A 25,137-nucleotide genomic window follows, 5' to 3' on the forward strand; every position below is an offset into this window, starting at 1 on the left:
AGGTGTGCAGGTCTCCCCCCGGCGGGGGAGACCATGCAGCCCGAAGGTCAGACGTAGAAGTCCAGCTCTTCCTGGTGCCTGAGGAGGTCCCGCAGCTTGTGCGGGTTGTCCCCGAAGAAGTACACCAGGCCCCAGTGCGTGCCGAAGGCCGTGCGCTTGGTCACCGTCTCCTCCAGGGGCGGGGTGAGCTCGTGGTACTCGAAGTACTCGTGGTTCTCCGTCTCTTCCGGGATCTCCAGCTTGGAGACCACGCGCCGCCGCGGATACACGCCGAAGCACCCGGCGTGGCCCTTGGCGTCCACCACTTCCTTCGGGAAGAACGCCTCGATTTCGTCCTCGGTGGTGTTCGGGTCGAAGCACAGCACCATGGCCTGGTAGGCGTTGAAGCCGTAGGCGCGCTCCAGCAGCTCGAACACCTTGAAGCCCGGCGGCCGGTAAGCCACCTCCCCGAAGTACATGGTGCCGTCGCTGGTGACGAAGTACTCCGGGTGAATGAACCCGAACTCGATATCGAAGGTCTTGATCAGCTTCTCGATTTCCTTGGTGATCAGGTTACGCCAGCTCTCCAGCTCCGGTGTGGCCGGCACGAACACCGAATACCCGAGCGTGACGTACTCGGAGATGTTCAGAAAGCGGATCTTGCCGTTGTGGATCCAGGCCTCAACCGCAAACTCCCAGCCATCCAGGTGGCTCTCCATGAGCAGCGGATACTCTTCATCCGGGATGGTGTCGATCTCGTCCGGGTGCCGGATCACCCGATGGCCCAGGCAGCCCGCCTTGTCGAAGGCTTTCAGGTGGATGGGGTCATCCGGGTCGCCGTCGAGCTTCAACAGGGTCTGGTTGACCCGCTTCAGGAACCGCACCACGTCCTCCTTGTCGTGCGCCTCCTCGAAAATGCCGACGCGGATGCCGCCAAGCTGTGCGCGGCGCTTCATCAGGGCCTTGTCGCGGAACAGCACGGCCTGGCCGTGCAGGCGCGGATTGCCCATGAGCACGGCATTGACGGCGCCGGCCCATTCCACCGTCTCCTCGAACAGGGGAATCGCGACGTCGACGCCTTCCTCTTTCAGGCGTTCCGCGATCTCCATGGATCGGTCGTTCAGCCGTTCAAAATCCCAGGGTATGAACGGGATATTGTGCTCCTTGGCGTAATCGGCCGCCCATTCCGGGGCGACAATGACGTAGCGGCGGTCGAAGCGCTCAAGGGCGTCGATGCAGTTGATGCTCCATCCAAGGATGGCGACGTAGCCCTTGTTGGGATCTTTTTCAGTCATGAACGGTCGCTCTCGCAAGGTGGTGAGTTGTGGGCAGGAACGTGCCCCCGGACTAGTAAGCGTAGCATGCAGGGCGCGAGAGACCGGTTTCCGCCTCGGTGCCGGGGCTCATTCCGTGGGTTCGGGAACGTCGATGACCCCGATCGCCCCTTCCTCGAGGCTGCCCAGATAGAGTCTGCCGTCGGCTTCCACGGCGCCGGTGACCGGGTGAAAGCTGTCGTCGCCGGTGTCCTGGAGGTTGTGCGTGACTTCACCGTCCAGAGACAGGCCGAGCACGAACGCGTGGGCCGCCGGCTGAGGCTGGAGGACCTCGGGCAGCCGGAAGGCCACCCGGCGCAGGAAGGGGTACTCGGACATGGCGTCCAGTGCCGCGTTGCGGGGGGCGAACAGGGCCAGCCAGTAGGTGTCCTCGCCGTTGCTGCTGAGATTGTCGGGAATGCCGGGCAGGTTCTCGTAGAACAGCTCATCCTCGCCCGCACGCTCGCCCTCGAGCCAGTAGCGCACGATGGTGTAGCGGCCCGTTTCCGCCACCAGCACGGAGGCTTCGTCCGGTGCCAGCGCGACACCGTTGGCGAACTGGAGACCGTCCAGGAGCACCGTGGTATCGCCGGTGTCCGGGTCGAAGGCCAGCAGGCGCCCGTGGCCCCCGTGCTCGAACACGTCGTCCCGCGCTTTCATCGCGGGGCCGAACTTGCTGGACGCGTCGCTGAAGTAGATGGTGCCGTCGGATGCGATGTCGAGGTTATTGGTGAACCTGAACGGGACCCCGCCGGCCTCGGTGGTGAGCACCTCGATATCGCCGTCAAGGGTGACGCGGAGCAACCCCTCGTAGCCGTCGGCAACGATCAGGTCGTCGTTCGCGTCGAACGCCATGCCGAAGGGCCGCCCGCCCGTGTCGGCGATGACCTCCGGGTTATCGCCGTCGGCGTCCAGGCGAACGATACGGCCGTCCTCGTAGCCGGTGTAGAGGTATCCGTCGTCATCGGCAATGACTTCCTCCGGGCCAACGCCCACCGTTTCACCAACGCGCTCCACGTCGGCGAGCCGGTCGTTGGTGGCGTACGGGCCGGCGAGCTCCGGTGCCTCGGGGGCGTCCCAGGCAACCGGGTCAATGGGAACCGGCCAGAACAGCAGGTAGGCAAGCACGGCGACAGTGGTGGCGAGCAGAATCCGTTTCATGAGGGCCCCGGTTGTTGGTGTGTAAGCAGCCGGAGAGTCTAGCAGGCCGTGGCGGTGGGGCGAGGCACGGCTGGTCACCGGCCGTTGCCGGCGCGGAGGGGGCAGGGCGGGGTGCCGGCCCGTGACCGGCGGTTCTCGGATGACGGGGTCAGGTCACCATCTGTTCGTCTTCGGTGATCGGGTTCACCGGCTGCATGATGCGGTTGTCATCGATCATGTCGGCGACCAGCTCGCGGGAGTGGTGGTCCTGCTGGTAACCGCCGTGCCCCTGCGCAAGGCGGGTATTCATCTGCTGGAACAGCTTCTCCGGCTGCCCCCCGGTGGCGAGGCAGTACTCCTGCAGGGTAAGCCGGTTGAGCGTCGCGGAAAGGGAGACGCCCACCCGGATGCGGCTGAACGCGTTGATGCCGTGCAGGCCGGCCAGCCCGCGCTCGAGTGCCGCCGGGTCCAGGCCCAGCTCCCGGATCAGCTCGCCGCGCTCCTTGTACAGGCCTTCCATGCGCTTCGCGCGCTGGGCCGCCTTGCTCTGTTCGCCCTGCAGCTTGGAGACTTCCGCCGTCAGCTCGCCCTGGCGCCGCAGCGCTTCGGCGTATTCGTTCTGTTTCTCCCGCAGCTGCTTCTCGTAGTGCTGTTCACGGCCCAGGCTCCAGACGAGGATCGCAATCAGGCTCACCAGCAACATGGCGGAGGTGGCAGCGAGAAACGTGGCGATAGGTGTCATGACGTTGTCCTGCTCTGCGGATAAGAGGGGGGTGGACGCGCGCGCCCCGGCCACTGCTCCGACACGCCCCGTAAAGCAGCGATTTCGACTGTTGACGGTAAACAATCGGATACGGGGCTGCTGAGATGGGGTTCACGAAAGTATCATGCCCGGGCGGTCCGGGCCCCGCGGAGTGAATCCGTTCGTCGCGAGGCGCCGCCGCGATCCAATTACGGACGGGAGTCTGCACATGCGTGTTGTTGTCGTTGGTGCCGGCCTTGCCGGTTTGTCCTGCGCCGGTGCTCTGCAAGCGGCTGGACATGATGTCACCGTGCTGGAGAAGGCGCGTGGCCCGGGTGGGCGAATGAGCACCCGCCGCCGGGATGACTGGCAGGGTGATCTTGGTGCCCAGTATTTCACCGCCCGCGACCCCGAGTTCGTGGACACCGTTGCCCGGTGGGAAGCAGCCGGTGTGGCGGCGCCCTGGCACGGGCGGCTGGTCCGGCTACAGGACGCCCGGGTCACGGACGTGGCCGATGGCCAGCAGCGGTGGGTGGGTGCACCGCGGATGAGTGCGATCACCCGCTGGCTTGCCCAGGGGCTGGATGTGCGTGCGTCGGTGCGGGTGACCGGGCTGCGTCGGCACGGTGGCGGCTGGGTGCTGGATATCGACGACGGTAGCAGCCTGGACGGCGTCGAGCAGGTCGTCCTGGCGGTGCCGGCGCCCCAGGCGGAGCCGCTGCTGCGCCCGCACGCACCGTCTCTGGCGGCCGCTGCCGGCCATGCACGCATGCAGGGCTGCTGGGCGGCGATCGTCCGGGGGCTGGAGCCGGCGCCGGCATTCGATGCGGCGTTCGTGGTGGAGCATCCCCTGCGCTGGATTGCCCGCGACGGCAGCAAACCCGGGCGGGGCAATACCCCGATCTGGGTGGCCCACGGCAGCGGAGCGTGGTCGGCGGCGCGGATCGAGCAGCAACCCGGAGAGGTGGCCGGAGAGCTGGCCGCCGCGTTTCAGAGCGCGGCCGGGCTGCGCACGCCTCCGGAGGTGCTCAGCGTCCACCGCTGGCGGTACAGCCAGTGCATTGAACCATTGGCAGACGGGTATCTGCTGGATGCCGCATCCGGTATCGCTGCCTGCGGCGACTGGTGCAACGGCGACCGGGTGGAGGGTGCCTATCTCAGCGGGCAGAAACTGGCGCGGGCGCTGTCCGACCCGGCTCAGTTCTCCTGAAGCTCGGCGTCATCCAGGCGATAGAACAATCCCATGTCACTGTTCTCCATCAGGCGCATGCGCCCCGAGAGCAGAATGGGGTCGAAGGTGAACGCCAGCGACTCCTCGAGCTCCACTTCCACCACGGTCTCGGGCCCGCCGGGCAGGCAGAAAAAGCAGCTGGGCGGTGTCCGGCTGACCAGGAAATGCCGCTGCCGCTCGCTGTTGTCCAGGGGCATCATGAAGCCCTGCAGCTTCACTTCCTCACCGTCCAGGGCGCGGATGTCATCGTCGAACAGGGGCTCCAGCATGCCGCTGGCGCCTTCCCGGGTTTCGACGCTGCTGATGAGGTCCCAGGAGACCGCCCCGTCCACTTCGGGCAGCTCCTGGGCGCGTTCTTCCATGGGTTCCAGCGGGTGCCCGTAGGACTCGTCGGAGACGTAGACCGAGAGCTGGCGGCTGGAGCCACCGCCGGTGATGGTGAGCGTGTCCTGACCGGGCAGGGCGGGCCGCAGGCGCAGCTCGGCCTGTCCTTCGTCGTTGGTGAGCAGTGTGCTGTCGCTGAGCTCGTTGCCCACCAGCGAGCTGACCTCCAGCGTTTCGTCGGCCATCGGCGCGCCGTCGTCATCATGGAGTGCCAGGGTCAGTTCGAGCACGTCGTCGCTGGAGGTGGTCAGCCCCGCGACCTCGCCGAACTCGTCCATGCCCGACATGTAGACCCGGATGTTGTCCTCTTCGCCCGAGGTAACCGCCGGGGCGTCACTGCCGGTATCCACCTCCGGCTCGTCGCCGCCGCAGGCGGCCAGAGCGACGGCCACCGCCGCGATCAGGGTTAGTATCGGCAAACGCACTGTCATGGTGGTCAGTCCTCTCACGTTGCGGTTACCGACCGCGACCCAGGGTCTCGGCGATATCGGTCCGGTAAGCCTGGATGGCGGGAATCAACGCCGCCATTATGCCCACGCCCACGGCCAGCGCCACCAGCCAGAGTTCCTGGATCAGGAAGACCGCACCGGTAATGTTGAGTTGCTGGGTCTGGCGGAACGCCTGGCCAATGATCTCCGCCGCCACATGCCCGAGGGCCAGACCGAGCAGTGCGCCCAGCAGGGCCAGGAGGGTCGCCTCGATCAGCACATGGCTGACCAGTCTGCCACGCGAGGCCCCGAGTGCACGCATCAGGGCAAGGTCGTAGCGGCGGTACTTGAGGGCGTTGTAGAGGCCGATGAACACGCCCAGACCGGCGGCAGCCACGAGAATCCAGCCAAAGGCGCGCAGCGTATCCATCCCCACGCCCATGAGCTGCATCAGTCTTGCGGTCTGGTAGGCCGGGGCCGCCGCCTGCAACTGGCCACGGCTATTGATGGCACGGGGCAGGGTCACGGCAGCGAGGGGCGACTGGTACTGCACCAGCAGGGCCGTCAGCTCCCGCTCGTCGTCGCCATGGTCGTGTTCATGGTCGGCTTCATGATCGTGATCATGCACCTTCCAGACGCTCGGGACGCTCACGTGGATCAGCCGGTCCGCCACGCTGCCGGTCGGCTCCAGCACGCCGGTGATCGTGTAGGGGTGGTCATCGTGGACCTCTCCGCCCACGGCGCCCTCCGCGGTGATGCCGTGAACGCCCACGAAGGTATCACCGACGCCGAGCCCGGTACGTTCGGCAACCCGGGCGCCCAGCACCGCTTCCATGTCGTCCTCCCAGAGCGCACCGTCCGCCAGGGTGCCGCCGTAGTGGCCAATGTAGCTGTGTTCACTGCCGACGATACGGAAGCCGCGGTAGCTGTCGCCGAGCGCGAGCGGGATGGTATCGGCAACCAGTGGGTGCTCCTGCACCCAGCGTGCATCCTCCAGCGGAATGTTGCCGGTGGGTGCGTCGATGTGGAAGATGCTGGAGAGGATCAGCTGCATCGGGCTCCCCTGGGCGCCGACAACCATGTCGATGCCGCCGGCGTCCCGGGTGAGGCGCTGCTCCATCTGGTGGCTGAACAGCAACAGCACGGTGATGGTGGCGATGCCCAGTGCCAGCAGCAGCAGGTTGAGCAGCGCGGACAGAGCGTTGCGGCGCAGATAGGCGAGGCTCAGGCGAAACAGGTTCATCCGGCGGCCTCCAGTTCCAGCGTGTGATCCATGTAGTCCCGGACGCGCGGGTCGTGGGTTGCCACGACCAGGGTCGCACCGCATGCGCGGGCCTGGTTGCCCAGCAACGCCATCACCTGGCTGCAGTTGGCCTCGTCCAGGGCGGACGTGGGTTCGTCGGCGAGAATCACCGAGGGTTCGTTGATCACGGCCCGCGCCAGGGCCACCCGCTGTGCCTGACCCTGGCTGAGCCGGTTGGGCGCCTGTTTTGCCAGGTCGCCGATGCCCAGGGTGTCCAGTACCCGGGCCACCTGGTCACGATCCTGCGGCAGGCCGGCAAAGTAGCGGGCCAGGAGGAGGTTGTCCCGCACGTTCAGTGCGTCCACCAGGTGCAGCGTCTGAAAGACAATGCCGATATGCCGGCCCCGGAAGCGGTCCAGCGCGCGCTCGTCCAGCGTGTTCAGTTGCTGGTCGCCGATGGTGACCTGGCCGCTGGCAGGCCGCAGAAGGCCGCCGAGGACGTTCAGCAGGGTACTCTTGCCGCTGCCGGACGGACCCAGCAGTGCCCAGTGTTCACCGGTTTGCGCGTGCCAGTCAGGGAGCGTGACAGTGGTACTGTCCCTGTAACGGTAGGCAACATCCTGAATCCCGAGCATCCGGCCTCCGGACCGTTATCTGATAAAGTGTTATAGTATATCGTTTTTGCGGCGGGCGTCACCAGTCGTCGCCCGGTCCTGACCCAGGGAGTCCCTTTCGAATGGTGCGGCGCAGAGTATCCCATGTCCCGACCAACGTGATAACCGGTTTCCTCGGTGTGGGCAAGAGCACGGCCGTGCGCAACCTGCTGGCGCGTGCCCCCGGTGGTGAGCGGTGGGCCGTGCTCGTGAATGAGTTCGGGGAGGTTGCGGTGGACGGGGCTGCACTGGGTTCAGGGGAAGGTGAAGCGGTGATCCGCGAGCTCCCGGGCGGCTGCATGTGCTGCACCATGGGTGCGCCGCTGGAGGTGACGCTGGCGCGGTTGCTGCGGGAAGCGCGGCCGGACCGGCTGCTGATCGAGCCAACGGGAGTGGGCCACCCGGCGAGGGTGCTGGATACCCTGCGCGGCGACAGCCTTGGCGAGGCGCTGGATGTGCGCGCCACGGTCTGTCTGGTGGATCCGCGCCGGCTGGCCGAGGACAGGGTCATGGCCAGTGAGGTGTTCCGTGATCAGGTGGAGCTGGCCGACGTGCTGGTGGCCAACAAGATCGATGTGTGCGAACCAGCCGATCTTGAGCGGTTCCGGGAATGGGCGCACGCGCACTTCCCGCCGAAGGCGCGGGTCGAATTGGTTCGGGACGGCCGGATCGACCCGGCCTGGCTGGATGTCGGTGTCCACCCCGGGCGCAGGGCGCTGTTCCCGGACGCGCACGATCATCACCACGACCGGGGGGAGACGCCGGTTGCCGAGCCCGAGCCAGGCAGGCCCGTCCGACAGGAGAACAGTGGCCAGGGGCTTACGGCCTGTGGCTGGCGGTTTCATCCCGGGGACTGTTTCGACCAGGATCACGTGGCGGAAGTCCTGCGAAGCTGCGCCCCCGGAGCCCGGGTCAAGGGCGTGTTCCACTGCGATAACGGCTGGTTCCTGTTCGACCGGGCCGATGGAGCCCTATCCGTCCGCGCCGCGTCCTGGCGGACGGACAGTCGCGTGGAATGCATCGCCGACGAACACACGCCACCCCACTGGGACGCGGTCGAAGCCGCCCTGCAGGGTGCCCGACTGGCTCCCGCCAAGGGGTAGAAGCGGGGTAGGGTGGACCTTCAGGTCCACCACCCATTGCTCGGGATACCGATCAATCCCCGTGGAATCGTTCGCCGCCTGCGGCCATGCGCTCCAGGATCTCCGCCGGGGCGAAACGCTCCCCGTGCTGCTGCTGGAGCTCCTTGAGACGCTGCACGATCTCGGGAATGCCGCGCTCGTCCATGTAGCGGAACGGGCCGCCGCGGAAGGGCGGGAAGCCGATGCCGTAGACCGCGCCGATGTCGCCGTCCCGCAGGCTGCGGATGACGCCCTCGTCGTAGCAGCGGGCGGCCTCGTTGAGCATCATCAACAGCGTACGGTCGATGATGTCCGACTCCCGCGCCTTGTTGCTCGGGTCGATGCTGAGCAGGCTGTAGACGCTTTCGTCCACCGCCTTCTTGCCCTTCTTTTTCTTGCCGCCATACTGGTAGAACCCTTTCTGGCTCTTCTTGCCGTAGCGTCCGTCCGACAGCATGGCATCTGCAGCGGCCACCGGTTTCATGCGATCGCCGAACGCATCGTGGAGAATCGGCGCGACCTTGGCGGTCACGTCCAGGCCCACCTCGTCGAGCAGGGCGAATGGCCCCACAGGGAAACCGAAGTTGAGCATGGTCTCGTCGATGCGGTCGATGGCGACACCCTCGCTCAGCATGTGGCACGCCTCGTTGATGTAGGGCGCCAGGATGCGGTTGACGTAGAAGCCGGCGCCATCCTTGACCACGATCACTGTCTTGCCCTGTTTGCGCCCCACGTCCACGGTGGTGGCGATCACCTCCGGGTCGGTCCGGTCGGTGGCGATCACCTCCAGCAGCGGCATCTTCTCCACCGGCGAGAAGTAGTGCATGCCGATGACGTTCTGCGGCCGCTTGGCGCCCTGGGCGATCCGGGTGATCGGGATGGACGACGTGTTGGTGGCAAAGATCGTGGTCTCGCCGGCGTTGGACTCGATGTCCTGCACCATGCGGTGCTTGAGATCCAGGTCCTCGAACACCGCTTCGATGGCGATGTCGACGCCGCTGAAACCGCTGTAATCCAGGGTGGGAGTGACGCGGTTGCGCTGCACGTCGGCCTCGAACGCCGTCATGCTGCGCCGCTTGACCTTCTCCTGGAGCTGATCGTTGAGGTGCTGCATGCCCTTGTTCAGGCCCTCCACGGCGATGTCCTTCAGCCGCACCGGCAGGCCCGCCTTGTTCGTGGTGACAAAGGCGATACCGGCGCCCATGAGGCCGGCGCCGAGGACGGCGGTCCGTTCGACCTGCCGCGGGGCGGCGGAGGCGTCATCCGTGCCGGTGTCCTTCTTCATCGCCGTGGTGGCGAAGTAGATGTTCATGAGCTGACGCGCCTGGGGCGTCATGGCCAGCTCGCCGAAGCGCTTGGCCTCCAGTTCCAGCCCACTCTTCATGCCGCGGTTGATGCCCGTCTCGATGCACTCGATGATCCGGGGCAGGGCGGGGTAGTTGCCCCGGGTCTTGCTCTGGGCCTGCTTGCGGGCCTGATCAAAGACGATCCGCCGGCCGAGGGGGTTGCCTTCCAGGGCGGATTCCATCCAGGTGCGGCGGCGCTTGCTGCCGCTCTTGCCGCCCTGGAGTTTCTGCACCATGCGGATGGCCGCGTCTTCCAGGATGGGTTCGGGCACCACGTCGTCCACCAGGCCCATGCGTTTGGCCTTGGCGGGGCGGATCTGCTTGCCGGTGAGTGCCATGCCCAGGGCCGCCTGGATGCCCACGAGACGGGGCAGCCGCTGGGTGCCGCCGCTGCCCGGCAGCAGGCCGAGCATGACTTCCGGCACGCCCAGAGCGGTCTTGTCGGCGTCGGTGCACACGCGGCCGTGACAGGCCAGTGCCAGCTCCAGACCACCGCCCAGGCACATGCCGTTGATCGCCGCCACCACCGGGACGTTCAGGTTGGCGATGCGGTCGAAGAAGGCCTGGCCGGCGCGGGAGAGCTCCGTGACCTCCTCCGCGCTACGGCACGCCTGCAGCATCTCGATGTCGGCGCCGGCGATGAATGAGCCGGGCTTGCCACTGATGAAGACGATGCCCTTGACGGACTGGTCACTCTCCAGCGCATCCATGGAGGCCGTGGCCTCTTCCATGAGGGCCCGGCTGAGCACGTTCTGGCTCTCGCCTGGCAGATCGATGGTGACCACCGCGATGCCGTCCTCGCGCCGATTGACGTGGAAAATTGTCGTTTCGTTGCCCGGTTGTTCCTTCGCCGTTGCCATTACGCCACCTCCAGGATCATGGCCGCGCCCAGGCCGCCGGCGGCGCAGGCCGTGTTCAATGCCGTGCCGCCGCCGCGACGGCGCAGTTCGTGCAGGGTCTGAATGATCATCCGGCCGCCGGTGGCGGCGAACGGGTGGCCGTAGGCGATGGAGCCGCCCAGGACGTTGAAGCGGTCCCAGTCGATCTCGCCGATGGCCTCGTCCCGGCCGAGCACGTCCTTGGCGAACTGCTTCGACGGCCAGTTCTTGATGTTCGCCAGGGTCTGGGAGGCGAACGCCTCGTGCATGTCCACCAGCTCCAGGTCCGCGAGCTTGAGCCCGGCGCGCTCCAGCGCAATGGGCGTCGCATAGGAGGGGCCCATGAGCGCGTCGTTGAACGGGTTGGTGGCGGCAAAGGCCCAGGAGCGAATGTAACCCAGCGGCTCATAGCCCAGTTCCCGGGCGCGGCTCTCCTTCATGAGCACCAGAGTCGACGCGCCGTCGGTGAGCGGCGTGCTGTTGGCCGCGGTCACCGTGCCGTGGTTGCGGTCGAAGGCCGGTCGCAGTTTGCCGAGCTTTTCCATACTCGAATCGCCGCGCACGTTGTTGTCCTGCTCCAGCGCTGCACCCTTGTAGGGCGGTACGAATGCGGGCATGACCTCCGTGCTCAGCTTGCCGTCGGCCCACGCCTTGGCGGCGAGCTGATGGGAGCGCAGGGCGAACTGATCCTGCTCCTCCCGGGAGATGCCGTGATTCTTCGCCATCTGTTCGGCGATATCGCCCATGCCGAGATTTGTGGAGTAGTCCTTCACCGCCGGCGGGTTCGGGGCCAGGTCTTTCAGGCGAATGCCCTTGAACAGCTTCAGCTTCTCGCCGAGCGTCTTCGCCTTGGTGGTGCGGATGAATGCCCGCGAGAGTTTCTTGCTGAACTGGATCGGAAGGACTGACGTGGAGTCGGCCCCACCCGCCATGCCGATCTCGATGTCCCCGAGCTGGATCGCCTGGGCGATGTCCGCGGTGGACTGGAAACTGGTGGCGCAGGCCCGTGAGACGCTGTAAGCGTCCGTGGAGGGCAGCATGCCCGAGGCGAGCATCACTTCGCGCGCAATGTTGGGGGCCTCCGGCTGGATGCCGACCTGGCCGTAGACGATGCGATCCACCAGCGCCGGATCCAGATCCATCCGCGCCAGCAGCTCGGTGGTCGTCATGGTGCCAAGCTGGATCGCGTTGAGATCGCTGAAGGCGGTGAGTTGCCGCGCGAAGGGCGTGCGCAGCCCGTCCACCACGGCGATGCGGTCACTGGATTGTGTCGGTTGGGTCGTCTTTGCCACGTCGTCCTCCTGAGCCGAGGGGATCGGCGATACGTTGTTGTCGACAATTCTGCAAAGTAATCATTCCTTGTCAACAAGAATGCTTGTTGGTTTATTATTGTCGACAATTTCAGGGTTGAATCCAGAGGTTACCGGATGCCGGTCAGTACGATTGTCGACCCCTCGCCGTCAGGCGGCGAGGGCAATCTGTCTGTCACCCTTGCCGAAGCGCTGGGTGAGCGCATCATCAAGGGCGAGCTGCCGCCCGGGAGCCGGCTGCTGGAGATGCAGCTTGCCGCGGACATGGGGGTCAGCCGCGGGCCGCTGCGTGAGGCGCTGCGGGTCCTCGAGAAGCGGCGGCTGGTGCGGATCCTGCCGCGCCGGGGTGCCCTGGTCAGCGACATGGGGCCGGACGATGTCCGCTGCCTGTACGAGGTGGTGACGCCGCTCTACCAGACCCTCACCCGTGCCGTTGCCGAGCGATGGACACCGGAGAGCCTGCCAGCGCTCTACACGGTGGTGGAGCGCATGATCAACTGTGCGGAACAGGGGGACGTCGAGGGCTACTACGAGCACAACTTCACCTTTGCCAGGGCGTGCGCGCCGATTGTGGGCAACCCCCTGCTCGATGAGCTGCTTACCGATCTGGAGCCGGGGCTGCGCCGGGTGCTGTATCATTCCCGGGAGGCGCGGGCGGCGGCGGTCGGGTCCCATCTGGACGTCATGCGGCGCATGATGCGCTGTGTCATGGACCGGGACGGCGTGAGGGCATCGGGGGCGATCGGCGAGCTGGCCGCCCTTGAGCTCAGGCTCGCCATGGCGAGCTTCGAGCGTATGGATTGACCCGGTCTATCACTGCGATCACTGCTGATGCGTTGGCGCCGCTGCGCTGGAATTTGTACCATTAGGGTTCTTTATTCCGGTTTCTATGGAGGGGTCATGTCAGACCGAATCGTTCACGCCACCGACGGTACGTTCGACAGCGAAGTGCTGAAGGCCAGCGGGCCGGTGCTCGTCGATTACTGGGCGGAGTGGTGCGGCCCGTGCAAGATGATCGCGCCGGTTCTGGACCAGGTGGCGGAGGATTACGCCGACCGCTTGAAGGTGGTGAAGGTCGACATCGACGAGAATCAGGAAACCGCGCCAAAGTACGGCGTGCGGGGCATTCCCACGCTCATGCTGTTCAAGGACGGCGACGTGCAGGCCACCAAGGTCGGGGCGCTGTCGAAGAGCGAGCTCACCGCGTTTATTGATCAGAACCTCTGATCTGTCGATCGCCTCCCGCGGCCCACCGGGTGCCGCGGGGGTGACTGATCGGTTTCCGCGAGGCCGGCCCACCGCCGGCCTTCGCTTTTCCGGGGGAGAGGGGTGTGCGGCTTGATACCCGGCAGACCAGTCTGATTCAGCTCCATATCGGCATACTGCTACTGGGCGGAACGGCGCTGTTCTCCAAGCTCATCGCGTTGCCGGCGCTGGATATCACCGTGTGGCGCAGTCTGTTCGCCGGCCTGGCGCTGCTGGGGCTGTTCCTGCTGACGCGGTTCGATTTCCGGCTGGACCGTTCCCGTGACTACGCGATCGTGCTGGGGCTCGGGGTCCTGTTTGCCGTGCACTGGCTCACCTATTTCCACGCCATGCAGGTTTCGACCGTGGCGGTGGGGATCGTGGCGCTGTTCACGTTCCCGGTGATCACCGTGTTCATCGAGCCGTTCTTCCATGGTCAGCCGCCGAGGCTCGCGGATCTTGCCGGAGCGCTGGCAGTGGTGGCCGGGGTGTACCTCATGGTGCCGGAGTTCTCGCTGGACAACACCACCACCCAGGGCGTGCTCTGGGGGCTGCTGTCGGCGTTTACCTATGCCCTGCGCAACGTGATCCAGCGCCACCGGTTCCGGCACTACCCAGGCAAGACGGCCATGTTCTACCAGGTGCTGGTGGTGCTGGCCCTGACCGCGCCGTTCCTCGGGGGCGGCTCGTTCGAGCTGGGCGCGGGGCAGTGGGCGCTGATCGTGCTGCTGGGCGTTGTCTTCACGGCGCTGCCGCATACGCTGTTCGCCAACGCGCTGGTCCACCACAGTGCCGTATCCGTGAGTCTCATCAACTGTCTTCAGGTGGTTTACGCCACCGTTCTGGCGGCGCTCGTCTTGTCGGAACTGCCCGGCTCCAGCACAATCATTGGTGGAGCACTCATTGTCGGTGCCGCCGCTTACGAATCGGTACGCTCGGCGCAGGCACAGAGCCAGACAACCAGGGAACAATAAGCGTCATCATGAATGATCTGGAGACCATTCCGGCGGACCTGCTCAGGATGCTGGTGAATGCATCGAACGACGGCATCGTGATTGCCGAGCAGGAAGGCGATGATAATGTGCTGATCTACGTCAATCCGGCGTTTGAACGCCTCACGGGCTTCAGTGCGGACGAGATCCTCTATCAGGACTGCCGCTTTCTGCAGGCCGACGACCGCGACCAGGACGCGCTGGACGAAATCCGCGCGGCAATCATGGACGGGCGGGCGACGCGGCAGGTGCTTCGGAACTATCGCAAGGATGGTTCCATGTTCTGGAACGAGCTCAGTATTACGCCGGTGTATAACGAGCGCGATCAGCTCACCTATTACATCGGCATCCAGAAGGACGTGACCGCGCAGAAGGAGCTGGAGCAGAGGGTCGCCGCCCTGGAGAAGTCCACAGGTAACGGTTGATCGCCTGCTGCCGCCGGATTGCCTGAGACGTCGCCAGGTGGGGCTCTCCGGGCGACATCCGGTGCCCGGAGAGCCACGCCGGATCACCAGCGCTTGTAGGGCAGGAATTTGCCGTTCAGGGTCAGGATGACCCGATCGCCCTTGGGGTCTTCCTGCTTGTCCACGTCCATGGTGAAGTCGATGGCGCTCATGATGCCGTCGCCGAACTTCTCCTGAATCACTTCCTTGAGCGTCTCGCCGTAGACCATCACCACCTCGTTCAGGCGGTAGACGAGCGGGTCGGTGATCATCTCCGCGGCGCGCTGCCCCTTGTTGGGGTACTCGGTGAGGATGCTGGCGATGTCATCGCCCAGGTCGAGTGCGCCTGCGAGCGCTTTTGCCTGCTCCAGCTCCATACTGTTCTCGCCGAGGCAGGCGGAACAGATGAAGACCGGTGACATGCCGGTGGCCTTGCCCAGTGACTCCCAGCTCACGCCTTTCTGGCGCTTGGCCTCCAGTATTGTCTCGCGCATCAGGTGCTTGTCCATCATGCTCTCCTGTGGTTTGTGATCTATGGATGGGTTCAGTTGCTGCCGGCGGCCGCTCTGGCCGGCGCTGTCTCGGTCTCGGTTTCCGTGGTGCCGTCATCCTGGACGTACTCGCCCTGGAGCTCCTTGGATCGGCGTACCAGGAAGTCCACCAGGTGGTTCCGGGTCTCGTAGTAGCCGTCCTGACGCACCAGCGTCTCGCGCTTGCGCGGACGGTCGATGGGAACGGTGACGGACTCGGCAACCTGCGCATGGGGGCCGTTGGTCATGAGCAGAATGCGGTCCGAGAGCAGAATGGCCTCGTCCACGTCGTGGGTGATCATGAACACCGTCTGTTTCGTCTCGGCGCAGATCTTGAGCAGTTCGTCCTGGATGCTGCCGCGGGTGAGGGCGTCCAGCGCGCCGAAGGGTTCGTCCATCAGCAGCATCTTCGGTTCGATGGCGAACGCGCGGGCGATACCCACCCGTTGCTTCATCCCGCCCGAGAGCTGGGACGGCCGTTTGTCCTCGGAGCCCTTGAGGCCGACGAGTTCGATGTACTGCATGGCGTGGTCGCGGACCTTCTCCTTCGACCAGCCCGGCCATTTCGACTTGACGGCAAAGGTGACGTTGGCCAGCGCCGATTTCCACGGCAGCAGGCTGTGGTTCTGGAAGACCACGCCACGGTCGAGGCTGGTGCCCTGCACCTCCTTGCCGTCCATGAACACGTAGCCGTCGCTGGATTCATCCAGTCCCGCCATGACGTTGAGAATGGTCGACTTGCCGCAGCCCGAATGGCCGATGACACAGACGAACTCGCCTTTCTCGATGCCGAAGTTGACGTTCTCGAACACGGTCAGGTCGTCTTTGCCGCGCGCGCCGGGAAAGGTCTTCTTGAGGTTTTCCACGTACAGAAACGGTTTGCTCATGACAGGCTCCTCAGGTGTCGTACTGGACCATGCGGGTGGCCGCGGCCAGGATGCTGTCCAGGATCATCCCGACAACGCCGATCATGAGGATCGAGAAGATGACGGCGGTGATGTCCAGATTGTTCCACTCGTTCCAGATGTAGTAGCCGATGCCACTGCCGCCCACGAGCATCTCGGCGGCAACGATCACCAGCCAGGAAATGCCGATGGCGATGCGCATGCCGGTGAGAATGGTGGGTGCCGCTGCCGGCAGAATCACGGCGAACGCCGTTTTCAGCGATGACAGCTCCAGGGTTCTGGCAACGTTGCGCAGATCCTTCGACACCCCGGCGACACCGAAGGCGGTATTCAGCAACACCGGCCAGATGGAGCAGATGAAGATCACGAAGATCGACGATGCCCCGGAGTCGCGAATCAGGAACAGTGCCAGCGGCATCCAGGCCAGCGGCGAAATGGGCCGCAGGATCTGGATGTACGGGTTGAGAGCCTTGTACATGATCGGCGACATGCCGATGAGAAAGCCCAGAGGGATCGCCACCAGCAGTGCCAGGGAGTAGCCCGCGAACACGCGGCCCACTGAATGGGCCAGCTGAACGCCGATGCCCATGTCGTTACTGCCGGCCACGTAGAACGGGTCACTGAGCTCGGTGACGGCGTGGCTGATGATCGCCGACGGTGCCGGTATGCGGGAACCACCGCCACTGCCGCCGGTGAGCTGCTCGTACTCGCTCAGTTCCTGGTCGCCGACGGGAAGGATGGCCCCCTCGATACTCCACTCCCAGGCGCCAAGGAGGACCACCAGCAGGGCGACGCTCAATAGCGCCGCCTTCAGGTTCTCGCTGGTCAGCATGGCTTATGACCTCCGGATCTCGAAGCTGTCCACATAGGCTTCCGGCTCTTCGGGATCGAAGTCCTTGCCCATGATGGTGTGGGATTTGTAGGTCACCTCCGGGGCGTCGTAACCAAGCTCGCGCATGATCTTGCCGCAGTCCGTGGCCAGATAGACGTCCTCGGCCACGCCCTTGTAGTCCACGTCGCCGTCGATGTAGCCCCAGCGCTTCATCTGCGTCAGGATCCACACACCCATGGAATGCCAGGGGAAGGGGTCGAAGTCGATGCGGTCGGGCTCGTTCTTGACCTCGCCAAGACCGTCGGCATAGCGGCCGGTGAGCACCTGTTCCACCACCGAGGTGGGCTGGTTCAGATAGTTGCGCCCCGAGATCGCCTCAGCGATTTCCACCCGGTTGTCATGGTCCGACGAGTAGTGGGTTGCGTCGACGATGGCCTTGAACAGGGCACCGAAGCTGTTGGGCGCTTCTTCGGCGAACTGCCGGCTGGTGCTGAAGGCGCAGCACGGGTGGCCGTCCCAGATCTCCTTGGTGAGCATGTGAATGAAGCCCACCTCGTCCCAGACCGCGCGCTGGTTGAACGGGTCCGGCGCCAGGTAGCCGTCCACGTTGCCCGCCTGCAGGTTGGCGACCATCTCCGGTGGCGGCAGCACGCGGATGGAAATGTCGTTGTCCGGGTCCAGGCCATGCTCGGCCACGTAGTAGCGCAGCAGGAAGTTGTGCATGGAGTACTCGAACGGCACGGCGAAGGTGAACCCCTTCCACTGGCTCGGGTCGCGCTTGTCCTTGTGGTCCATGCGCAGCGTGATGGCCTGGCCGTTGATGTTCTCCACTGCCGGCATCAGGAAGGGCATGGAACTGGAACCGGCCCCCATGGTGATGGCCAGCGGCATTGGGGTCAGCATGTGCGCGGCGTCGTGCTCCATGTTCATGGAGTTGTCACGAACGACGGCCCAACCCGCTTCACGCCGGACGTCCACATTCAGTCCGTAGCGCTCGTAGAAGCCCATGGGGTGCGCCATGATGATCGGGGTAGCACAGGTGATCGGGATGAAGCCGATGCTCAGGTCGCGCTTCTCCGGCGTCCCCAGATCGTCCTTGAGCAGGGCTTTCGCCGCCTCGAGCGGGAACATGGATCCGAGGGCAGCGGCGAAGGTGCCGGCCCCCATCATCTGCAGAACCTGCCGCCGGCTGGGGTCGTGGTGGCCGAACAATGCCCGGACCACCGCACTCTCGATCAGGCGGTCCATGAGCGCCTCGCGATCTCCGGGGGCACCGCTTTGGTCGTGGGGTGACGCCAGCGCGTGCTGGTCGCCGCCAGCGGTGGCGTCATGGCCGTGGTCATGACACGTACTGCACGTGCAACCCGCGCCGTGGCGCAGGTCGCTGTTCGGGTCGAACGGATCGCCGAGTGATTTGTTGGTCATCGCATCGCCCTCGTTGTCGCAACAAAAAAAGGGCGCCCCACCGCTGTCGGTGGTAGGCGCCCTTGCCAGGTTCAGGTTGGCGAATCCGGCTGACGTCCCGCCGTTGGGAACCGCTGCTCGCGGTTGAGCCGGATTTGCGCGTGTCAGATCAAGTGATGCATGGCGCATGCCATGTTTGTAAGGAACTGATTTCAGGTTTTTTAGTCGTTCTTTACGGGCGGTCTGGCGGTGCCGGTGCACTGTTGTGGGGCGGTATGCACCGGCACGGCGCGGTTGGTGGTCAGTCAGGCACGTCCGTTGGCGCGCAGGAAGGCGCGGGCAATGTCGCTGATGGGCCGGCCGCGCTCCATGGCCGTTCGCCGCAGCATGTGGTAGGCGTCATTCTCGCTGATGCCGTCGCGCTCCATGAGAAAGCACTTGGCCTGTTCCATCTGGCGCTGGTGCTCCAGCCGCGTGCGCGCGTCCACCAGTTCATGCCGCAGCTGTTCGTACTGATGGAACTGGTTGATGGCCACGTTGATGATGGAGCGCACGCCCTCGGCGGAGAGGCCTCCCACCACGTAGGGACTCACCCCCGCGGCGGTGGCCGCCTGCATCAGCTCCGGGTCGCTGTGTTCGGTGAACAGCACCACCGGTTTAGGGTAGGGTGAATGCCGCGTCCCAAGGCCTTCCAGAATGTCCCGCCGTCCCGAGCGGGCCTCAACAATGATCACATCGGGTTGGATATCCAGCACGCGCTGGTAGAGGTCTTCGTCGGCCTTTACGGTGCAGGCCACTTCGTAGCCGGCGTCGTTCAGGGCGTCGCCGAGCCAGACGGCCCGGTCTGGGGATTCGTCAACGAGCATGACTCGTGTTGCCATTGCTTGCTCCTGAGGTTGTACCTCGGATTTCCGGGAACACGTCGGTAAGCAGGAAGCAAGCACCGTGCCTTGACTGCGGTAGAGTTGAATCAGGGAGTTGCAGGCAGGAGGGGGGAGAAGCCGTGCCATGTTGGTGCACGCATGGTGTGTGTGCACCAACATGGCGCCGGAGCCGGGTCAGAACGTGTAGCGTGCGCCGAACAGGATCTCATCGAAATCGCCGACGGCAAGTTCGCCACCGAGGGAGAGTTGTGGTGCCACCTCGTAGTAACCGCTGCCGAAGACCTGGACGTTGCTGCTCGCATCGTTGAAGCGCCAAAGCCGGACCCCGGCGGTGGTGTCCCAGCCCGGGTCGAGATAGGCCCGGGCACCGCCCTCGAGCCGGAACCCCGGGTCATCCTGATCGCCGAAGTCGTAGCCCAGGTCCAGGGCACCGTAGATGTCGAGGTCGCGCTGCTGCGTGGGCAGCCGGAACCCGACACCGCCCCAGAGGACGTCGCGGCTGATGGTGGTGGAGTCGGGGCCGCTGCCTATGTCAAAGCGGTGGCTCTGGAACTGCCCCCGCGCGAAGATGGTGTCGTTGAGGTGACCCTGACCACGGATCAGCAGGCCGAAGTCGCTATCCCCGAAGCGGTTCGGCGGATCCGCCCAGTTCAGTCCGCCCTCGATGTGGTTGTAGCTGAGGTTCGCTGCGCCGGCTGTGGCGGGCAACAGAATGGCTGCAGCCGTCAGCGCAGATAGCCGTTTCATCACGTGACTCCTGTTGGGAATATGTCGAGAGCAAGGATCGCATGTTCCACCGGTGGCGTATCGTTGTCACCGTCTGGCGACGTCCCGCCGGGCCATGCGTTGGGCCAGGCCGTAGCCCGCCCATGTCAGTAGCAGGCACAGGGTGAGAGTGACCGAGATGTTCATGGCCGCGGGTGCCCACGCACCGCTCGCCATTAATGCAACGGTCTCCAGGCTGAACACCGAGAAGGTCGTGAACCCCCCGCAGATGCCTCCCATCAGGAACAACCGGGCCCTTGGGCCCAGCGGGCGCGGCCCTTCCGGGGCGGTAAGGGCCGCGAGCCAGCCGATCAGTAACGACCCGAGCGTGTTCGCCAGGAGCGTGTCCCACGGAAAGTCCAGGGTTCCGAGCAGGCCGTAGAGGTCGGACACGCCATGCCGGAGCATGGCGCCCAAGGCGCTGCCGATGGCGACGGCGAGACAGTCCCGCAGGGTCATGGCGCAGGGACTCCGCCGGTGACCAGCGCAAGGCCGAGCGCTGCGGCAAGCAGACAGGCCAGCAGTGACGAGATCACGTAGACGGCCCCCTTGAGCCCTTGCCGGTCCCGGACCAGTCCGATGCTCTGCAGGCTGAATGACGACACGGTGGTGTAGCTGCCGCACAGGCCGATCATCAGGGCGGCAGCCCACGTCTCGCCGGGCCATCCGAGGCGGAGAACAAGCCCGGCCAGGACGCCCAGCAGCAACGAGCCGCTGACGTTGACGATCCAGGTGCCCCAGGGAAACGTGCTCCCGGAACGCAGATCCACCGCGGTACCGACCAGGTAGCGCAGTGCGCCTCCAGCGGCTCCACCCGCGGCAATGGCAGCATAGGTGATCAGTGTTCCCATGACGTTCAGTATCCCAGAGGAATGAGTCCGAAGCCTACCAGTATGGCGAGCAGCCAGAGATACCAGGAAAAGATCCGCAGCTTTGCCTTGTACAGCAGGCGCACCACCAGATAGAGCGCCCCCGTGCCCACTGCGGCTGCCACGATCAGCCCGACCAGCATGTCCATCCAGCCGAGCTGGGTGGTCCCGCCCGCGGCCTGCAGCTCCACGGCCTGGACAAGCGTCGCGGCGAGAATGGTCGGGATGGCGAGAAAGAAGCTGTACTCCGCGGCCCACCGCCGCTTCAGCCCGAACAGGAGCGATGCGGCAATGGTAATGCCGCTCCTGCTGATGCCGGGGACCAGCGCCAGGCCCTGAGCGGCGCCGATACCGAGGGCCGTGCCGACACGGATATCCCGCAGGCCGCGGGGCCGGGGAGGGAGCCGGTCGGTGATCCAGAGCAATACCCCGGTCAGTGTCAGCGTGCCGGCGATCATCGCCGGGCGGGCGAACACCGCCTCGAAGAAAAGCTTGAAGGTAATGCCGATAACGCCCGTTGCGAGCACCGACAGGGCACACAGCAGGGCCAGGCGGATGGTCAGTGGTAACGGGCGGTACTGGTGGCGCATGCGTGCCAGCCCCAGCAGACCGTCACGAATTAGCCTAAAGAGACTGCGCCGGAAGACGATAACAATGGAGATGAGAGTGCCCACGTGCACGACCAGGTCGAACAGGATCATTTCGGCGCTGTCGGGGGGCGGGATGTCCGCGCCCTGGGCGATGAGCCAGTGCTGGGTGAGAACCAGATGGGCCGTGGAGCTGACCGGCAGGAACATGAACGCGCCCTGGACGATGCCGAGCAGCACGACGATGTAAAGGGCCATCTGGGCCGTCCTCCGCAGCGGTCGGAATGATTCGGGCGCATGGCCGCGGCGTGCGCGACCGGCCCCGGAAAGCGAGTACCGGCCGGAGCCTACCGGAGCCGTACAGGCGGGGGAACCCCCACGGCAGGGCAGTGCCGTCGCGGGGGGTGGCGGAGGGCGATTGTGGCCCCCGGGGAACAACCCTGGGGATGTCTGGGAAATAACTGCAAAGTCATTGACTTATGGCGTTGTGCGGCGTAGCATTCCGCCTTTGATCGTGACCGGTTCGCACGCCAATTCGCCAACCAGCAAAGGAGGGGGCCATGACCGACAGAAAACAGCTCATTTACCGCCGTGGCCGCCTGCAGCTGCCCCGGGATATCGCCGACTGGGCTGCGCCTGAATTGGCGGAATGGCTCTCCATGCTGTCGGTTGAAGAGCGCGTGCAGGCCTTCCGCGCCCTGCCGTTCAACCGGGGCGCCATTGGTTACCTGGCCATGGCGCCTGCGGAGCGGGCCGTGTTGCTGGGCGCGTTGAACAGCGATAACCGGCGCCGCCTGGTGGGGCTCTCCGGCAATGACCTTCTGGTGGATGCCCTGAAGCACGCTGACGAGGCCACCAGAGAGCTGATTCTGAGCGATCTGCCCGAGTCCCGGCGCACGGCGGTTGAAGGCGCACTGAAAGCGCAGATGGCATCCGCGGCCGCCGTATCCGCGCGGGAGTCCCGTCCTCGCTGGCGGGCAGCGCTGGCGCGGGTGATGGCGCGTCGCGGCGGACGTCGGCGCGAGCCTGTCTCCTGAGCGGGACAGCTTGCCCCGTCGTCCCGTGCCGCCTACGGTAGCAGCAGTGCTTCGGGTGCTGCCGCGCGCCCGGAGTGCGGCTCCACGAGTCGGGGGGCGGCATGGATCACAGCGATGACGGGCTCAGGCAATATCTGGATGGCCGTGTGTTCGACGGCCACCTGGAGTCCCGCCTCAAGCGGGAGATTCCTGGCGGAGAGCCGGTAATCGACCCGGATTCCGGCTCCATCCATATCGAGAACCTGCCTCTCAGCCGCATTTGCCTGGAGTACGCGTTACGCATCACGGGCCTGTACCGCCGTGGCCAGCGTAATGCCCGCCGCCTGTGCGTGCGGGAGCACGATCTGCCGGTGCCCGGTCTGACGGAGGCAATGCGCGGTTACCGCCTTCTCCACGTGAGCGATCCCCATCTGGATGTGGATCCCGGCTTTGCCGAGGGGTTGGCGGATCAGCTCAGCGGTCTGCAGTGGGACGCGTGCGTGATCACCGGCGATTTCCGCTACCGCACCAACGGTAATGCCGAGCCTGCGCTTACCGGGCTCGAGACCGTCCGGTCGGCGCTGGATGGTCCCGTATACGCCGTACTGGGCAACCACGACAGCATCCGCATGGTGCCGCGCGTGGAGGCGCTGGGGATTCGTGTCCTGCTGAACGAAGGGCTGGTGCTCGGTCCCGCGAGCAACACCGGTGTCTGGCTGGCCGGTGTTGACGATCCGCACTACTACCGCCAGCACGACATCGTGCGTGCCCTCAGAGCGCGCCCGGACCGCATGCCGGCCATTCTGCTCGCTCACTCGCCCGAGGCCTATCGTGACGCCGCGGCAGCCGGTGTGAGTGCCATGCTGTGCGGGCACACCCACGGCGGGCAGATCCGGTTGCCCGGAGGTTTCGCCCTGACCACCAACGCCGACTGCCCCCGCGCCCTCGCCAGCGGCGCGTGGGAATGGCAGGGGATGACGGGGTATACGTCCGTGGGGGCGGGGGCGTCCGTGCTGGACGTGCGTTATAACTGCCCGCCGGAAGTGGTGCTGCACACGCTGACACCAAATTAGTGTGGTTCCCGGCGAATGCCGGCGCGGTAGAGCATCCAGGACGCGGGCGGCCCCAGCAGGACGAACAGGGCCGCGGCCGCGACGCCGCTGGTGGTGCTGATCATCGGCAGGGGGATGAGCACCAGCAGCGGCAGAAACGCCTCCGGTACCTGGTCGAGCCCGATGAAGCGGCTGCTGGGCATCAGCCCCATGCGGCGCTTGGCGAAACTCGATGCCAGATCGCCGGCCATGGCCAGGGCGCCGGCAGCTGCGCCCACCAGCAGCGGCAGACCAAGCAGGGCGGTGACCCCTGTTGTGGCGATGACCGCGGCAATGACGCCGCGGACCGTTTTCGAGGGGCCGAATACCCGGCGACCGTCGCGCCAGCGGCTGCCGCCGTCCACCGGCCGGCCGCTGCGCCGGCCCAGCACATAGCTCAGCACGACCGGCGCCGCATTGGCGACCGTGATAATGATCAGAACCTGCAGCGTCGCGATCATGGCGGGATGGTCATAACAGGTGCAGGAGGTCGGGGGCGTGCCGGCCGAGCCAGGCACGACCGCCCTCCCGTTCCCGCAACAGGGTGAAGCCGGCGAAGTCGAAACCGGGGCCCACCGCGCAGGCGGTCAGCGTCCAGCGGCCGTCCGGCGTCGCAGCCTGCCAGTCCCCTGCCGGAATGACGGCGACAGGGTTGGCCTGGCTGCCCCGGGCCGCCGGGCCGAGTGTGATGCGGGCAGGCGTTCCCTGCGCGCCCATGTGCCAGAGTGTGAGCGGGTCGCCATCCAGATAGTGCCAGATCTCGTCACCGTCGACCCGGTGCCAGGCACTGTGCATGCCCGCCGGTAGCAGGTAATGAATCAGGGTGATGCCCGGCCGCTCCGAGCCGTCCGGGCGGTGTACGGGAACGGTGCCGGTATGAATGCGCCGGTACCATCCGCCTTCGGGGTGCGGTGCCAGGCCGAGTGTCTCGATGCGCCGGAGCGCATCGTCGGGCAGGGGCGTGTCGTGGTGGGGATCGGTCATCGGCGTGGTGCCCCTCGCGGGTGTGCGTGGCAGCAGGTCATGCAGGGTCCGGGAAGCGCTGTTCCATCAGCCCGTGCCCGGGGATTCTTGCGCCCAGCCGTTGCTGGCGGACACCGGCGATGACCGCCTCCGCGCTATCGTAGCGCGCCAGACGCTCCAGCGTGTCGCGCGTGGGTGTCATGAGCTGCAGCGCCCCCCGGGTTTCGGCGTCGAGCCCGGCTTCCGGGGTGACCCAGCACTGGTCAACGGTTTCCTGCCCGCAGCAGGTGGCTTCCTGTCCGGCGGGCGCGACCGCCAGGAAGAAGCGTGTGTCGAAGCGTTTCGGCACGTATGCCGGCGTGACCCAGTGGCTCACATACAGCAGTTCATCGCCGAACAGCCTGAGCTGTTCCCGTCCACAGATGTCGGCCAGCGTGGTCTGCTGGTGGCGCAGCGCCTCGCGGTACGCCTGAAATCGCTGCATCGCCGCCGGGTCATCCAGCCGTAGCGGTGTGCCGTCGGTCCGGCGAGCCAGCAGAATGCCCGCCTCTTCGAAGCATTCGCGGATCGCGGCGATCCGGTAGGCGAGCCCCCCGCGCCGCACGCCCAGCTCTGTACTGGCGGCGGTTTCATCAACAGGGCAGGGCGGCGCCGTGGGGCCGGTGTCGTCGGCGTCGACCGCGCCACCGGGGAAGACCGAGGCGCCGGGGCCGAACCGGGTGCGCGCATTGCGTTTGAGGAGGAGCACTTCAAGCCCTGGCGGGCCGTCACGGAGCACGATCACGGTGGAGGCCGGCTTCGGGGTGACGGGCATGGGCACACCTCAACGCTGGGGTGGACGAT

Annotated in this window: 27 protein-coding genes and 1 pseudogene; 8 read left to right on the top strand and 20 right to left on the bottom strand. The window is 65.8% G+C overall.

The window, feature by feature from the left end; all coding sequences use genetic code 11:
* Positions 1–47 precede the first annotated feature (47 nt).
* The 3 genes from BMZ02_RS00350 to BMZ02_RS00360 all read right to left on the bottom strand — a co-directional run bounded on the left by BMZ02_RS00350 (position 48) and on the right by BMZ02_RS00360 (position 3,174).
* Positions 48–1,274 (bottom strand): ATP-grasp domain-containing protein, encoded by a 1,227-nt coding sequence (locus BMZ02_RS00350; RefSeq protein WP_091638949.1) that lies wholly within the window; start codon positions 1,272–1,274, stop codon positions 48–50.
* Positions 1,275–1,382: 108 nt separating this feature from the next.
* Positions 1,383–2,453: an SMP-30/gluconolactonase/LRE family protein gene (locus BMZ02_RS00355; protein ID WP_091638951.1), complete on the bottom strand. Its 1,071-nt coding sequence runs from the start codon at positions 2,451–2,453 to the stop codon at positions 1,383–1,385.
* Positions 2,454–2,601: 148 nt separating this feature from the next.
* Positions 2,602–3,174, bottom strand: a complete 573-nt coding sequence (locus BMZ02_RS00360) for a hypothetical protein (RefSeq protein WP_091638953.1) — start codon at positions 3,172–3,174, stop codon at positions 2,602–2,604.
* Between the two features lie 229 nt (positions 3,175–3,403).
* Here BMZ02_RS00360 and BMZ02_RS00365 point away from each other — a divergent pair, with 229 nt between their 5' ends.
* Positions 3,404–4,384, top strand: a complete 981-nt coding sequence (locus tag BMZ02_RS00365; RefSeq protein ID WP_091638954.1) for an NAD(P)/FAD-dependent oxidoreductase — start codon at positions 3,404–3,406, stop codon at positions 4,382–4,384.
* Here the strand turns inward: BMZ02_RS00365 and BMZ02_RS00370 are convergent.
* Genes BMZ02_RS00370 through BMZ02_RS00380 form a run of 3 tightly spaced genes read right to left on the bottom strand, consistent with a single transcriptional unit; the run spans position 4,372 to position 7,095 of the window.
* Entirely contained in the window at positions 4,372–5,220 is an 849-nt protein-coding gene (locus tag BMZ02_RS00370) for a DUF3299 domain-containing protein (RefSeq protein ID WP_091638956.1), read from the bottom strand. The two genes, BMZ02_RS00365 and BMZ02_RS00370, sit on opposite strands and share 13 nt — an antisense overlap.
* Before the next feature lie 25 nt (positions 5,221–5,245).
* Entirely contained in the window at positions 5,246–6,460 is a 1,215-nt protein-coding gene (locus tag BMZ02_RS00375) for an ABC transporter permease (RefSeq protein WP_091638957.1), read from the bottom strand.
* The gene (locus tag BMZ02_RS00380) at positions 6,457–7,095 is read right to left on the bottom strand and encodes an ABC transporter ATP-binding protein (protein ID WP_091638959.1); all 639 of its coding nucleotides are present in this window, start codon (positions 7,093–7,095) and stop codon (positions 6,457–6,459) included. Before BMZ02_RS00380 ends, BMZ02_RS00375 begins: the two co-directional genes overlap by 4 nt.
* A 101-nt stretch (positions 7,096–7,196) precedes the next feature.
* Here BMZ02_RS00380 and BMZ02_RS00385 point away from each other — a divergent pair, with 101 nt between their 5' ends.
* Positions 7,197–8,216, top strand: a complete 1,020-nt coding sequence (locus BMZ02_RS00385; protein ID WP_091638961.1) for a CobW family GTP-binding protein — start codon at positions 7,197–7,199, stop codon at positions 8,214–8,216.
* Positions 8,217–8,268: 52 nt separating this feature from the next.
* On the opposite strand, the gene fadJ is transcribed toward BMZ02_RS00385, so the two are convergent.
* Positions 8,269–10,440 (bottom strand): fatty acid oxidation complex subunit alpha FadJ, encoded by a 2,172-nt coding sequence (gene fadJ, locus BMZ02_RS00390; protein WP_091638963.1) that lies wholly within the window; start codon positions 10,438–10,440, stop codon positions 8,269–8,271.
* Positions 10,440–11,750, bottom strand: coding sequence for an acetyl-CoA C-acyltransferase FadI (gene fadI, locus BMZ02_RS00395; protein ID WP_091638965.1), 1,311 nt, complete (start codon positions 11,748–11,750; stop codon positions 10,440–10,442). The genes fadJ and fadI overlap by 1 nt, the downstream gene beginning before the upstream one ends.
* Positions 11,751–11,885: 135 nt before the next feature.
* Here fadI and BMZ02_RS00400 point away from each other — a divergent pair, with 135 nt between their 5' ends.
* The 4 genes from BMZ02_RS00400 (at position 11,886) to BMZ02_RS00415 (ending at position 14,430) form a co-directional block, all read left to right on the top strand.
* Positions 11,886–12,572, top strand: a complete 687-nt coding sequence (locus BMZ02_RS00400) for a GntR family transcriptional regulator (RefSeq protein ID WP_091638966.1) — start codon at positions 11,886–11,888, stop codon at positions 12,570–12,572.
* A 96-nt stretch (positions 12,573–12,668) separates the two neighbouring features.
* Positions 12,669–12,995, top strand: coding sequence for a thioredoxin TrxA (gene trxA, locus BMZ02_RS00405; protein WP_091638968.1), 327 nt, complete (start codon positions 12,669–12,671; stop codon positions 12,993–12,995).
* Positions 12,996–13,099: 104 nt separating this feature from the next.
* Positions 13,100–13,987: a DMT family transporter gene (locus BMZ02_RS00410; protein ID WP_216110631.1), complete on the top strand. Its 888-nt coding sequence runs from the start codon at positions 13,100–13,102 to the stop codon at positions 13,985–13,987.
* A gap of 8 nt (positions 13,988–13,995) precedes the next feature.
* Entirely contained in the window at positions 13,996–14,430 is a 435-nt protein-coding gene (locus BMZ02_RS00415; protein ID WP_091638969.1) for a PAS domain-containing protein, read from the top strand.
* Positions 14,431–14,513: 83 nt separating this feature from the next.
* Here the strand turns inward: BMZ02_RS00415 and cynS are convergent, their stop codons facing one another.
* The 9 genes and pseudogenes from cynS to BMZ02_RS00460 all read right to left on the bottom strand — a co-directional run bounded on the left by cynS (position 14,514) and on the right by BMZ02_RS00460 (position 21,482).
* Complete coding sequence (cynS, locus tag BMZ02_RS00420; protein ID WP_091638971.1) at positions 14,514–14,957, bottom strand: cyanase; 444 nt, start codon at positions 14,955–14,957, stop codon at positions 14,514–14,516.
* Between the two features lie 31 nt (positions 14,958–14,988).
* Positions 14,989–15,865: pseudogene (locus tag BMZ02_RS00425) on the bottom strand (ABC transporter ATP-binding protein); the annotation flags it as partial.
* A gap of 10 nt (positions 15,866–15,875) precedes the next feature.
* A complete protein-coding gene (gene ntrB / locus BMZ02_RS00430) occupies positions 15,876–16,715 on the bottom strand; it encodes a nitrate ABC transporter permease (protein WP_091638972.1) in 840 nt (279 codons plus the stop codon).
* Positions 16,716–16,718: 3 nt separating this feature from the next.
* Entirely contained in the window at positions 16,719–18,140 is a 1,422-nt protein-coding gene (locus tag BMZ02_RS00435) for a CmpA/NrtA family ABC transporter substrate-binding protein (RefSeq protein ID WP_091638974.1), read from the bottom strand.
* Between the two features lie 284 nt (positions 18,141–18,424).
* Positions 18,425–19,000: an ANTAR domain-containing response regulator gene (locus tag BMZ02_RS00440; protein WP_171909748.1), complete on the bottom strand. Its 576-nt coding sequence runs from the start codon at positions 18,998–19,000 to the stop codon at positions 18,425–18,427.
* Between the two features lie 177 nt (positions 19,001–19,177).
* The gene (locus tag BMZ02_RS00445; protein ID WP_091638977.1) at positions 19,178–19,750 is read right to left on the bottom strand and encodes an outer membrane beta-barrel protein; all 573 of its coding nucleotides are present in this window, start codon (positions 19,748–19,750) and stop codon (positions 19,178–19,180) included.
* Positions 19,751–19,816: 66 nt separating this feature from the next.
* Positions 19,817–20,227: a fluoride efflux transporter FluC gene (locus tag BMZ02_RS00450; RefSeq protein WP_091638978.1), complete on the bottom strand. Its 411-nt coding sequence runs from the start codon at positions 20,225–20,227 to the stop codon at positions 19,817–19,819.
* Entirely contained in the window at positions 20,224–20,619 is a 396-nt protein-coding gene (locus BMZ02_RS00455; protein ID WP_091638980.1) for a fluoride efflux transporter FluC, read from the bottom strand. The genes BMZ02_RS00450 and BMZ02_RS00455 overlap by 4 nt, the downstream gene beginning before the upstream one ends.
* Positions 20,620–20,624: 5 nt before the next feature.
* Positions 20,625–21,482 carry an undecaprenyl-diphosphate phosphatase gene (locus BMZ02_RS00460; RefSeq protein ID WP_091638982.1) on the bottom strand — a complete coding sequence of 286 codons (858 nt, stop codon included), beginning with the start codon at positions 21,480–21,482 and terminating at the stop codon, positions 20,625–20,627.
* Between the two features lie 302 nt (positions 21,483–21,784).
* On the opposite strand from BMZ02_RS00460, the gene BMZ02_RS00465 reads away from it, so the two are divergent.
* Both BMZ02_RS00465 and BMZ02_RS00470 read left to right on the top strand, forming a co-directional pair.
* Positions 21,785–22,261, top strand: coding sequence for a magnesium transporter MgtE N-terminal domain-containing protein (locus tag BMZ02_RS00465; protein ID WP_091638983.1), 477 nt, complete (start codon positions 21,785–21,787; stop codon positions 22,259–22,261).
* A gap of 101 nt (positions 22,262–22,362) precedes the next feature.
* A complete protein-coding gene (locus BMZ02_RS00470) occupies positions 22,363–23,313 on the top strand; it encodes a metallophosphoesterase (protein WP_091638985.1) in 951 nt (316 codons plus the stop codon).
* On the opposite strand, the gene BMZ02_RS00475 is transcribed toward BMZ02_RS00470, so the two are convergent.
* From BMZ02_RS00475 to BMZ02_RS00485, 3 genes are read right to left on the bottom strand one after another with little or no spacing between them, the layout of a single operon-like run.
* On the bottom strand, positions 23,310–23,792 hold the full coding sequence (locus BMZ02_RS00475; RefSeq protein ID WP_091638987.1) for a CDP-archaeol synthase: 483 nt from the start codon (positions 23,790–23,792) through the stop codon (positions 23,310–23,312). The genes BMZ02_RS00470 and BMZ02_RS00475 overlap by 4 nt on opposite strands.
* A 10-nt stretch (positions 23,793–23,802) precedes the next feature.
* Entirely contained in the window at positions 23,803–24,315 is a 513-nt protein-coding gene (locus BMZ02_RS00480) for a cupin domain-containing protein (RefSeq protein WP_091638989.1), read from the bottom strand.
* Positions 24,316–24,352: 37 nt separating this feature from the next.
* Entirely contained in the window at positions 24,353–25,108 is a 756-nt protein-coding gene (locus BMZ02_RS00485; protein WP_091638990.1) for an NUDIX hydrolase, read from the bottom strand.
* Between the last annotated feature and the right edge of the window lie 29 nt (positions 25,109–25,137).

The sequence above is a fragment of the Aquisalimonas asiatica genome, from assembly GCF_900110585.1.
Classification (GTDB): Bacteria; Pseudomonadota; Gammaproteobacteria; order Nitrococcales; family Aquisalimonadaceae; genus Aquisalimonas; species Aquisalimonas asiatica.

Bases quoted from the DNA above. Each gene is read 5' to 3' on its own strand.
- trxA (WP_091638968.1), top strand. From the start codon at position 12,669: ATGTCAGACCGAATCGTTCACGCCACCGACGGTACGTTCGACAGCGAA.
- BMZ02_RS00455 (WP_091638980.1), bottom strand. From the start codon at position 20,619: ATGGGAACACTGATCACCTATGCTGCCATTGCCGCGGGTGGAGCCGCT.
- BMZ02_RS00415 (WP_091638969.1), top strand. From the start codon at position 13,996: ATGAATGATCTGGAGACCATTCCGGCGGACCTGCTCAGGATGCTGGTG.
- BMZ02_RS00360 (WP_091638953.1), bottom strand. From the start codon at position 3,174: ATGACACCTATCGCCACGTTTCTCGCTGCCACCTCCGCCATGTTGCTG.
- BMZ02_RS00470 (WP_091638985.1), top strand. From the start codon at position 22,363: ATGGATCACAGCGATGACGGGCTCAGGCAATATCTGGATGGCCGTGTG.
- BMZ02_RS00350 (WP_091638949.1), bottom strand. From the start codon at position 1,274: ATGACTGAAAAAGATCCCAACAAGGGCTACGTCGCCATCCTTGGATGG.
- BMZ02_RS00375 (WP_091638957.1), bottom strand. From the start codon at position 6,460: ATGAACCTGTTTCGCCTGAGCCTCGCCTATCTGCGCCGCAACGCTCTG.
- BMZ02_RS00440 (WP_171909748.1), bottom strand. From the start codon at position 19,000: ATGGCAACACGAGTCATGCTCGTTGACGAATCCCCAGACCGGGCCGTC.
- BMZ02_RS00370 (WP_091638956.1), bottom strand. From the start codon at position 5,220: ATGACAGTGCGTTTGCCGATACTAACCCTGATCGCGGCGGTGGCCGTC.
- BMZ02_RS00480 (WP_091638989.1), bottom strand. From the start codon at position 24,315: ATGACCGATCCCCACCACGACACGCCCCTGCCCGACGATGCGCTCCGG.
- cynS (WP_091638971.1), bottom strand. From the start codon at position 14,957: ATGGACAAGCACCTGATGCGCGAGACAATACTGGAGGCCAAGCGCCAG.
- BMZ02_RS00355 (WP_091638951.1), bottom strand. From the start codon at position 2,453: ATGAAACGGATTCTGCTCGCCACCACTGTCGCCGTGCTTGCCTACCTG.
- BMZ02_RS00460 (WP_091638982.1), bottom strand. From the start codon at position 21,482: ATGGCCCTTTACATCGTCGTGCTGCTCGGCATCGTCCAGGGCGCGTTC.
- BMZ02_RS00485 (WP_091638990.1), bottom strand. From the start codon at position 25,108: ATGCCCGTCACCCCGAAGCCGGCCTCCACCGTGATCGTGCTCCGTGAC.
- BMZ02_RS00435 (WP_091638974.1), bottom strand. From the start codon at position 18,140: ATGACCAACAAATCACTCGGCGATCCGTTCGACCCGAACAGCGACCTG.
- BMZ02_RS00450 (WP_091638978.1), bottom strand. From the start codon at position 20,227: ATGACCCTGCGGGACTGTCTCGCCGTCGCCATCGGCAGCGCCTTGGGC.
- BMZ02_RS00465 (WP_091638983.1), top strand. From the start codon at position 21,785: ATGACCGACAGAAAACAGCTCATTTACCGCCGTGGCCGCCTGCAGCTG.
- BMZ02_RS00380 (WP_091638959.1), bottom strand. From the start codon at position 7,095: ATGCTCGGGATTCAGGATGTTGCCTACCGTTACAGGGACAGTACCACT.
- BMZ02_RS00445 (WP_091638977.1), bottom strand. From the start codon at position 19,750: ATGAAACGGCTATCTGCGCTGACGGCTGCAGCCATTCTGTTGCCCGCC.
- BMZ02_RS00365 (WP_091638954.1), top strand. From the start codon at position 3,404: ATGCGTGTTGTTGTCGTTGGTGCCGGCCTTGCCGGTTTGTCCTGCGCC.
- fadJ (WP_091638963.1), bottom strand. From the start codon at position 10,440: ATGGCAACGGCGAAGGAACAACCGGGCAACGAAACGACAATTTTCCAC.
- BMZ02_RS00475 (WP_091638987.1), bottom strand. From the start codon at position 23,792: ATGATCGCGACGCTGCAGGTTCTGATCATTATCACGGTCGCCAATGCG.
- BMZ02_RS00385 (WP_091638961.1), top strand. From the start codon at position 7,197: ATGGTGCGGCGCAGAGTATCCCATGTCCCGACCAACGTGATAACCGGT.
- ntrB (WP_091638972.1), bottom strand. From the start codon at position 16,715: ATGCTGACCAGCGAGAACCTGAAGGCGGCGCTATTGAGCGTCGCCCTG.
- BMZ02_RS00400 (WP_091638966.1), top strand. From the start codon at position 11,886: ATGCCGGTCAGTACGATTGTCGACCCCTCGCCGTCAGGCGGCGAGGGC.